9 protein-coding genes and 1 pseudogene are annotated in these 9,301 nt (G+C 47.8%); 5 read left to right on the forward strand and 5 right to left on the reverse strand.

Translation table 11 applies throughout. The annotated features are described in order from the left end of the window. Positions 1–219, reverse strand: a pseudogene (locus B4H10_RS00170) (hypothetical protein); the annotation flags it as partial. Next, positions 131–322 (reverse strand): helix-turn-helix domain-containing protein, encoded by a 192-nt coding sequence (locus B4H10_RS11540; protein WP_162816265.1) that lies wholly within the window; start codon positions 320–322, stop codon positions 131–133. The gene B4H10_RS11540 and the pseudogene B4H10_RS00170, both read right to left, overlap by 89 nt. 598 nt (positions 323–920) lie before the next feature. Between B4H10_RS11540 and B4H10_RS00175 the strand changes: the two genes are divergently transcribed. The 3 genes from B4H10_RS00175 to B4H10_RS00185 all read left to right on the forward strand — a co-directional run bounded on the left by B4H10_RS00175 (position 921) and on the right by B4H10_RS00185 (position 2,221). Further along, the gene (locus B4H10_RS00175; RefSeq protein ID WP_292017959.1) at positions 921–1,112 is read left to right on the forward strand and encodes an Ada metal-binding domain-containing protein; all 192 of its coding nucleotides are present in this window, start codon (positions 921–923) and stop codon (positions 1,110–1,112) included. Positions 1,113–1,194: 82 nt separating this feature from the next. Next, the gene (locus B4H10_RS00180) at positions 1,195–1,449 is read left to right on the forward strand and encodes a hypothetical protein (protein ID WP_292017960.1); all 255 of its coding nucleotides are present in this window, start codon (positions 1,195–1,197) and stop codon (positions 1,447–1,449) included. 76 nt (positions 1,450–1,525) lie between these two features. Then, entirely contained in the window at positions 1,526–2,221 is a 696-nt protein-coding gene (locus B4H10_RS00185) for a gamma-glutamyl-gamma-aminobutyrate hydrolase family protein (RefSeq protein ID WP_113856084.1), read from the forward strand. 105 nt (positions 2,222–2,326) lie between these two features. On the opposite strand, the gene B4H10_RS00190 is transcribed toward B4H10_RS00185, so the two are convergent. Together B4H10_RS00190 and B4H10_RS00195 are read right to left on the reverse strand one after the other, a co-directional pair. Then, positions 2,327–5,248, reverse strand: coding sequence for a DUF3427 domain-containing protein (locus B4H10_RS00190; protein WP_292017961.1), 2,922 nt, complete (start codon positions 5,246–5,248; stop codon positions 2,327–2,329). A gap of 20 nt (positions 5,249–5,268) precedes the next feature. Next, positions 5,269–5,679: a (deoxy)nucleoside triphosphate pyrophosphohydrolase gene (locus B4H10_RS00195; protein WP_170087890.1), complete on the reverse strand. Its 411-nt coding sequence runs from the start codon at positions 5,677–5,679 to the stop codon at positions 5,269–5,271. A 756-nt stretch (positions 5,680–6,435) separates the two neighbouring features. Here B4H10_RS00195 and B4H10_RS00200 point away from each other — a divergent pair. Together B4H10_RS00200 and B4H10_RS00205 are read left to right on the forward strand one after the other, a co-directional pair. Further along, positions 6,436–7,614: a M20 metallopeptidase family protein gene (locus tag B4H10_RS00200; RefSeq protein ID WP_113856081.1), complete on the forward strand. Its 1,179-nt coding sequence runs from the start codon at positions 6,436–6,438 to the stop codon at positions 7,612–7,614. A 76-nt stretch (positions 7,615–7,690) separates the two neighbouring features. Beyond that, the gene (locus B4H10_RS00205; protein ID WP_075582197.1) at positions 7,691–8,887 is read left to right on the forward strand and encodes a hypothetical protein; all 1,197 of its coding nucleotides are present in this window, start codon (positions 7,691–7,693) and stop codon (positions 8,885–8,887) included. A 107-nt stretch (positions 8,888–8,994) separates the two neighbouring features. On the opposite strand, the gene B4H10_RS00210 is transcribed toward B4H10_RS00205, so the two are convergent. Continuing rightward, positions 8,995–9,243: a hypothetical protein gene (locus B4H10_RS00210; RefSeq protein WP_150824413.1), complete on the reverse strand. Its 249-nt coding sequence runs from the start codon at positions 9,241–9,243 to the stop codon at positions 8,995–8,997. Positions 9,244–9,301 lie beyond the last annotated feature (58 nt).

Raw genomic sequence — 9,301 nt, forward strand, 5'->3', positions numbered from 1 at the left:
TTTCTTTTTTGCTTTGGTTGCTTTGTGAGACAGGATATACCGGTTCTCCAAGATAGAGGTCAGGGCTGAAACAGAAATACAGATATATTCCTGCTGTTCCAGAATCTCCTGAAAATGGGTAAAATTGGCATCAGAATAGTCGTTTTCGTACAGTTGAACGGATAGATTCTTTGACGGAGTCCGGGATGGTATGGGCTGGTTTACGGCCCTTATTGCCATGACGGAAGGCCGCTTTTCCTTCTTGGTGATAACGGATGATCAGCCGGTTAATCGTCCTGCGTGTACACCCAAGGACCAGAGCGGCTCGACTTGGAATTAGCAAAGGAATACAAAAAGTAAGAATATGTCGTAGAGTACTGGAATGGGCGGATGGTGCAATGCCTGTACGGTGTCATTTGTTCGCTGGCGGATGAAAAAAGTCAGGGAAAAAGGCCTCTATCCACTTGATAAGCAACTATGACTGAAATCCTATCACGGTTTTTCACTTTGCTTCCACGGAAGATGAACAGTCATGGGAACTAGCCGGATGGGTAAATGAACGGTCATTACGGATTAAACAAGACGATGGTGATCAGCAACGATGATAGTAAAAAATATGGCTATGAGGCTTTCTAGGAACTGGTAGCAGGGGCAGTGGCATGAATACTAACGGGATGTATATTATGTACACTGTTGTAGAACCATCCAACCAATGACAGATACCGGGTGAAGTCAAACTGATAAAGCCCAGAGCGTGTGAGGCAGGACATCGTATATACAGCTATCGCATGAAACATCAGAGACGGAGCTAAAGTCATGAAGAGGCGGAAGCCATGGACACTTGCCCCGTAAATACTATCGGTTTACATCATTGTATATGATAACGTGCAGATATGATATAATAGACCTGATTATAGACTAAGAGATAGCAAGGTGATCAGGTGCTTGTTTACAGTAAGCATTCTTCTGGAACGCATAAAATTTATCATATGGAACAATGCCCTGTGGTCCGTCGGATCGGGGAATCCCACCTTGGCTATTTTTATACCGCCCAGGAAGCGGAAGATACGGGATACCGCCTGTGTAAAGTGTGTCAGCGTCAGCAGATGAAAAAACTGCACATGGCTTATTAAATATTCGCAGACTAAAAAGAGAATCCTGATTTATCATGGTCCTTTTGTCCACAAGAACTTAATACGCGGTGAAGCCGGTACGATGAAAAAATTTCATGTACAACCTTTATATTTCCGCTCATTGGAAGATACGATTCTGGCAATCTATGACCATTTGGCATCCTATGCTGTGCGTTCAGATATACCAAGTTTTATCAAAGATAGGGTCTGGAAATTAATGGGGCATGGCCGTCCGGGATTTAGTGGAGGAAAAAGGAAGAAAAAGAAGAAGAAGCAGCCGTGGCATTATACGGTCACCAGGAAATCCATTTTAGAATGTACAGACTGGCGTGGATAACGGGGTCTTCACGCTATGAGGGATTGAGGAATGTTGTTTTATGTCGGACTGGATTTATGATGAGGAGGGGTTGATTATGAAAAAAATGGTCGGCGTGATGCCGCTCTGGGATGATGAAAAGGAAAGTATCTGGATGTTGCCGGCATATATGGAAGGCTTGAAAGCGGCAGGGATGGATTCTTTTATTTTCCCTATGACGCAGGATGAGGATGAAGTGAAACGGCTTGTCGGGCTTTGTGACCAGATCCTGCTGACCGGGGGACACGATGTCAATCCTTCGCTGTATCAGGAGGAACCGGTGAATGCATCGGTTGAATGGAATGAGACGAGAGATGTGATGGAAGAGAGGGTCATATCCCATGCACTGGCTCAGGATATGCCTGTCCTGGGAATCTGCCGGGGACTGCAGATCCTGAATGTGGCACTGGGAGGTACATTATACCAGGACCTGCCGCTGCAGCATCCGTCAGACACGGATCATCATATGACGCCTCCCTATGACCGGCCTGTTCATACGGTCCGGGTCCTGCGGGACACGCCGCTTTATGATCTGTTGCAGACGGAGCATATGGGCGTCAACAGCATTCATCACCAGGCTATACGGAAACTGGCACCGGATTTGCGGGAAATGGCCCTATCGGAGGATGGCCTTGTAGAAGCCGTCTATATGCCGGGGAAACGCTTTGTATGGGCCGTCCAGTGGCATCCGGAATATGGGTTCCCCTCTCATGAGGACTGCCGTGCCATTTTCCGTGCATTTTCCCGGGCATGATGTCCTGCTGGATAGTGGCGGATGCATGGCAGGAATCCTGTTTGTTTTCTGCATCCGTATGGTGCACCGGCTGATGAAACGGTAACGGAATCCCCTATCGGCCGGTCAGTGGGTAAGATATTCATACAGCCTGGTTTCGACCGGGACATCCAGCTTGAACTGGAAATTGACGACTGGCAGGGTTTTCCCATCATTGCCAGTCATTTCTTTTTGTAGTGGTCCGGCGACTACCGCGAGGTCTCCCAGATAGTAGAAATCGGTGCCTTCGCTGTCACTTTTTTTGACAAAGAGCAGTTTCCGCGTCAGTGGCGACTGGATTTTGGGAACTTCTCTGGAATCCAGCCGGACACGGGACCGGGTCATCCAGCTGAAGCGGCCGGGCGCGATGAACTGGTCTTCGTATTTGGTGCTTTCGGAAATATCGTCGCTCTTTTTATAGGTGACAAAAATCGGGCAGGTGCGCCGTCCCGTCGTTTCAAAATCGCTGTCATCGACGATGGCATAGCCATTGAGCGTCCCTTCGCGGTTCGTCTTATAATTGAGCAGACGCGATACGTCTTTACGGGAGTATTTTCCATAGCGGACGAATCCGCCGGCATAGGCCTGGCCGTCGGTCTGCTTGTGGAACTGGTATATGCCATAGGCCAGACAATCGTTCAAATAGGTCAGAAATTCGCTGTTTTTTATGAGGAACTTCATCTGGGGCGTCAGGACGAACTGATCTTCCTTGAGCGATACGAGGGCAATGTGCCGGTATTTTTTCTGGGCCGTCTGTGTAAAAAAGTGCAGGGACAGGACATTTTCGATGCCGGCAATCGTTTTTTCCGATGTTTCATAGCCACAGGTATGACGTATATACGCCCGGAGATCGCCTATAGAAAGGGAAGGATGGGATAAGAGATACTGCAGGATCCACAATTCTTCCAGCCGTTTGCCGTTGGCCAGTTCCAGACTGACCAGTTTCAGCACGGCTTCATGGTCTTCCGTGAGCGTTGCCGGTGCCTTATCGATGCTTTGGGCGTAGGCGAAATAGGACTGACTTTTTTTGACATATAAGTACGGATCTTTATCCCCAAGCCTTACGAAATCCATCATGAGCGGCCGCCGTCCCAGACGGTATTTCAAATCTTTATAAGACTGCTTTAGTTCCTGCGCATCGGCCAGCCATTTCCGGTTGTTGATGGCTTCGTATATTTTTTCTTTGACGACATCCTGGAAATGGACAGAGGTGGAACCGGGCAGGAAATTCTGTGACATCGTACGCCGCACATCGTCCTTGTTGTAGGTGCGGTCTCCGTAGAGGGCGATAGGCAGAAGAAAATTGTTTTTGTAATTGCCGATGAAATCGAGGACTTCCAGATAGCGTTTATGGGGGAATTTGCGCAGGCCGCGGCCCAATTGCTGGACGAAGATGATGGCCGACTGGGTAGGGCGCAGCATGATGATCTGGTCGATTGAGGGAATATCGACCCCTTCGTTGAATATATCGCGGGTCAGGATATACTCGAGATAGTCGGGCGTCGTATCCGGACTGCCCTCGAGGCGGCGGATGGCATCATCCCTCATTTCCGGGGTAGAATCACCGCTGAGTGATATGGCACGGCGGCCATGCTTTTGCAATAAACCGGCCAGTATGCGGGCTTCTTCGACGCGGCTGCAGAATATGAGACAGCGCAGGCGGTTTCCATCACACCCGTAATAAGAAGAGTAGTACAGGATATGGCGGACCCGTTCTTCGCAGGTCAGATCCTGTATGGTGGCGGATTCATCCAGTAGTTCTCCGTTTACGGAAATATCGGCAATGCCGTGATAGTGGAACGGTACCAGCATATTTTCCGCCAATGCCTGATGGAGACGGATTTCATAGGCGATGTGGTGATGAAACAGTTCGTAGATATCGAAATCGTCGGACCGTTCCGGCGTGGCCGTCATGCCCAGCCAGAACCGGGGTTTGAAATAGTGGAATATCCGTTGGTAGGAAGCCGCTCCGGCACGGTGTACTTCATCGACGACAATATAATCAAACGAGTCCGGAGAGAATTTTGTATATACGTCAGGCTGGGAAAGGGTCTGGATCGTACAGAAGAGGTAAGGTGCATTCCAGTCTTTCTGATTGCCGGATAACAGGCCCGTATCTTCCCGATCACACCAGACGGTTTCATAACTCCGGCGGGCCGCTTTGGCGATGAGTTCCCGGTGGACGACGAATAAGAAACGCTTTGGCTGGAAGATGCGCACGTCAAAAGCAGACAGGTAGGTTTTGCCTGTCCCCGTTGCCGAAATGAGGAGCCCTCTGTCAGCGCCCTGGTCGCGCAGCTGCCGGAGTCCCTGCAGGGCTTCCTTCTGCATGGCATTGGGATTGATGGTCTGCATGCGTGCCAGATGGGTATGCCGGGGCCTGTTACAGGTGTATACACGTTCGTACGCGTTGATCCAGTTTTCATCGACGGGGACGGCTTCCTCCCAAAGCGTATCGAATTCCGAACGCATCTGCCGGATGAGGCCGCCATCTTTGGATGAGGTGAAAAAGACATTCCATTCCTGGTTTGTCGTCAGGGCGGAGGCCGTGAGGTTGCTGCTGCCCAGGATCATCGTGTAGTTTTCCTGAGTCCGGTTGGGCAGATGGAACAGATAGCCTTTGGCGTGGAAGCCGTGGTCTTCCGTGACCATGCGGAGCTCGATGGATGATGGCGGACAGAGATAGGTCTGCAGGGTGAGCAGGTCGCGAAGGGCGTCGGGTTCAGTGAAGTTCAGATACTGGGAAGCCAGGATATAGCCTTTGACCGGACGGTCTTTATATTCCAGCAGCACATCTTTCAGGCAGGCAATGCCTGATTTGGTGATAAAGGCTACGGAAAAATAAAACTCATCGCAATAAGAAAGCTGCGTAACCAGTGTATCCAGCACTTTCGTCTTTTGTGCGCGGTTATTGGTCACAATACGGGGAACATACCGTGAATCCGCTTTCGTATTATAATCGATAAAACCTTCGCGTAAACAATTTTCCAGTACATTGCCTGTCGTCATCGTGGAGCACCCTTTACTATTTAATCCGGTTTCGATTCAGAAACTAATTTTTCCATGATAGGCTGATCGGCTGCCGCCCAGTCCAGGGATGGCAGTTCCTGCGGCGGAAGCCAGCATGACGCAATATGCTCTTTGCGGATAAATTCCGGTGAAGAGAGGGGACAATAGAAGGCATGCATGGTAATGGCAAAATCGGGGTACTGATGATGGACCGTCATATATAAGTCACTTTCCTTGATGGTCGTATGAATGTTCATTTCTTCCCGTAATTCTCGTTCCAGTGCGGCGTGCCGTGATTCTCCCGGTTCTATTTTTCCGCCAGGAAATTCATATTTGAACGATACATAAGGATACTTCCCTTTTCCCCGCTGCATGCAGAGAATGTTTCCATTATACGTCAGAATAGCCGCTACGACTTCCAATTGTTTCATCAGTTCGTCACCTTTCCTGTCAAATATTCTGGATCTATTATACTATTTCTTGTTTATCGATACCAGGGCAGAAAAAATGCCTGTGCCTATATGGATTTTTAGCTGCCAGGATAGGAATTGCCATGGGCCTGACTAAATATATATGACAAGCTTATTCAATCGGTATTCAGAAAACGGGGAACGTCATATACGAAATGCTCTTTTGTCTTTGTGAGATAGACAATATAGCAGTGTGAAAATATTAAATATAGTAAATTAATACCCTCGTTTTCTTAAAATATTTCATAATAAGCCAAATTTTTCTAAATGCATAAAAATAGAAGTTCTGAATATGCGTTTTGGTAATTGATTGAGATAAAACAAAACATTTTTCACAATAATTAATTGATATTTGTAATTTCGCAATAGACATATCAAATAAGGCATTGTTTTATGCATATTCTATAAAATTTAAAAATAATTGGAATAATATTAGTATTAGTATTTATAATTTAAAATAAATGCTTTACAAAATAATGAAAATGACGTAAAATCAAGCTATAAAGAATATAAACGCATTTAATTAATGCGTTTATATTCTAGATGGCCGGACAAAAAATAAAAACTGTATGATTTTTATGTACGCGTACAAAGAATAAAAAAGCGCTAAGATGATATATTGAAAAAGAATTATCTTTCGATTATCAAATCTTATTTTCTTTACTATGTCGTATTCGTATTATTTAATGAATATTTATGTGATTGGAGTGAAAACATATGGAACATGATAAGCTGATGGAACGATATAATGATGACATCATCCGCCTGCGCAGGGAGTTTCACCGGCATCCGGAACTCAGTTTCGAGGAGACAGAAACTACGCGGAGGATAGCATCTGTTCTGGATGAATGGGGAATTCCGTATCAGATTAATGAAGAAAAACATACAGGACTGGTTGCCAGGATTTCCGGTGCCCATCCTGGAAAAGCGGTGGCTCTCCGGGCCGATATAGATGCTCTTCCTGTAACGGAAAAAACAGGACTTCCTTTTGCTTCGGAAGTTCCCGGACGGATGCATGCCTGCGGTCATGATAATCATATTGCCATGCTCCTGGGAGCGGCACGGATGCTGCTTGATATAAGAGATCAAATATATGGCGATGTCTATCTGGTATTTCAGCCGGCAGAGGAAGCTGGCAAAGGCGCGGTCTATATGAAGAAATTTGGTGACTGGTTTGCGAAAATAGGGGCCATTTTCGGTGCCCATATCTGGAGCAGCGTACCGGCTGGTACCGTTGCCATCCGCACTGGCCCATTCATGGCGGCGGCAGATAAATTTACTATCCGCATTCACGGAGTCCAGTCTCACGGTTCCCAGCCCTGGTCCGGCGTCGATGCCATCGTGGTCGGTTCGGCTATTGTTACGAATCTCCAGTCCATTGTATCCCGTCAGCTCTATGCCATTGATCCGGTCGTCGTGACGGTCGGTAAATTCCAGGGTGGCGATCGCTGGAATATTGTGAGCGGCGAAGCCGTACTGGAAGGGACAACGCGGTATTTCCGCCGCGAAATCGGCCCGGAACTGAAGGAACGGATGGAACGCATTGTAGAAGAAACGGCCAAAGCCTATGGCGCCACGGCAGAATTAGACTATCAGTTCCTCATTCTGCCCACCATTAATGACGATGCCTGTACGGCCATCGCCCGCCAGGCTGTGACGGAAGTGCTGGGACCCGATGCCATTCAGGAAAGTGATCTGGTCATGGGCGGAGAAGACTTTGCATTTTATCAGGAAGACAAACCGGGATGTTTCATATTTGTAGGTACCCATAATCCCGATTGTAACGCAACCTATCCGAATCACAGCAATTATTTTACCTCTGATGAATCAGTTCTTGCCGGCGGTGCACGGGTATATGCCCAGATGGCCATTGACTGGCTGAAACAAAATAGCTGATACAGAATCATGGAGATACAAGGCTGCTGCGGTGGGGATCGTCTGGCAGCCGGAACATACAAGAAAGGGTGATTGTATGTATAACTTTGCTTTAGCTTTTACCATCTGTGCTATATTTTATATTGCCGGGGAATGGGTAGACAAACTTACTCATGCCTGGGTGCCATCTGTCTTTGTTACGGCTATTCTGATGCTGCTGGGTTACTGGTTTATCCTGCCGTATAATCTGATTACAGATAGTGTACTGCTGCCGTTTGGTGCTACACTGGGCCTGTTCCTGTTACTGGTCCATATGGGAACGGTACTCAGCCTGAAACAGCTTATGATGCAATGGCGGACCATTGTCATCTGTCTTGCCGGTCTGATCGGGATGTGTACGGCCTGCTGGTTCCTGTGCCCCCTGTTTATGGACCGGACCCTCATGATTACGGGACTTCCGGCTCTGACCGGCGGGATTGTCGCGGCTACGATCATGCAGCAGGCTGCTGCCAAGGCAGGACTCGTGACGGCGGCTGTCTTTGCCATTACGATATATTGTGTACAAGGTTTTGCCGGCTATCCTCTGACGGCGGTTTGCCTTAAAACGTACGGAAAACAACAATTGAAATTATTCCGGGCCGGAAAAATCACCATGAGTGAAGCCGATAAACATGCCGTAGAAAATGCCAACGCCGCCGTAGGTGTCAGTCATGCCAAAACGATTCTGCCACAGCTGCCGGCTCAGTTCGATACGACTGTTGTAAAATTAGGAAAGCTGGGATTTGTCGCATGGCTGGCGACCCTGGCTGGTTCGGCGACGGGAATTTCCGGTGCTATCTGGGCTCTTGTGTTTGGTGTCGTCTTCTGTACCATTGGTTTCCTCGACCGCGATGCCCTGAACAAAGCGAATTCGTACGGCATTTGCATGTTTGCACTGATGATGTTCATATTTGATGGCCTGAAAGACTGCACACAGGAAATGTTGTTATCCATTATCGGGCCCATGTTCGTCCTGATTATCATCGGCGTTATTGGCATGGCTATCATTGCCTTTATTGCCGCTCGTGTTCTTCATATTTCGTTTTACCTGGCATTTGCCAATGGACTTACTGCCCTGTATGGTTTCCCGCCCAATATCATCATTACGGAATCGACCTGTGATTCTCTGGCAACGTCTCCTGAAGAAAAGGAATTCCTTATGAGTCGTATGTTCCCGTCCATGCTGGTAGGTGGTTTCGTAACGGTTACCATTACCTCGGTCGTACTGGCCGGAACGTTTGCTTCCTTCTTATAACAGAATCATTTGCTCATACAGAGCCGTTCATAAAGAAAAAGGAGCTGGCCTGTGATATGCTTTCCGTCAGTACGGCGGTATACATATCGGCAGGTACAGCTCCCTTTTTAGCTGTATCGGTTGTAAGATAGTTTTCCGGATTGGGTCAGCAGACGTGCATAGTCCAGATGGCCCCGGGCGGGATTGGCATCGTGGGACAGGTAGTCCTGGTAATAAGCAAGACCCCGGTCTTTCTGATTCAGCGCAATATACTTCCGGCTGATGATGTAACTGAGCATCCTGTCCTTTTTCCATTCCGGATGTGCGTCAACCAGTATCTGCATATGATGAACGGCTTTGTCTTTCTGTCCCGTCATATATTCGTATATCTTCTTTTAACCTAATCCGCCAGAAGTCCTCCACCTCTTAGGTGGG

The sequence above is a fragment of the Megasphaera sp. UBA4382 genome (genome assembly GCF_002391155.1).
Classification (GTDB): Bacteria; Bacillota; Negativicutes; order Veillonellales; family Megasphaeraceae; genus Megasphaera; species Megasphaera hexanoica.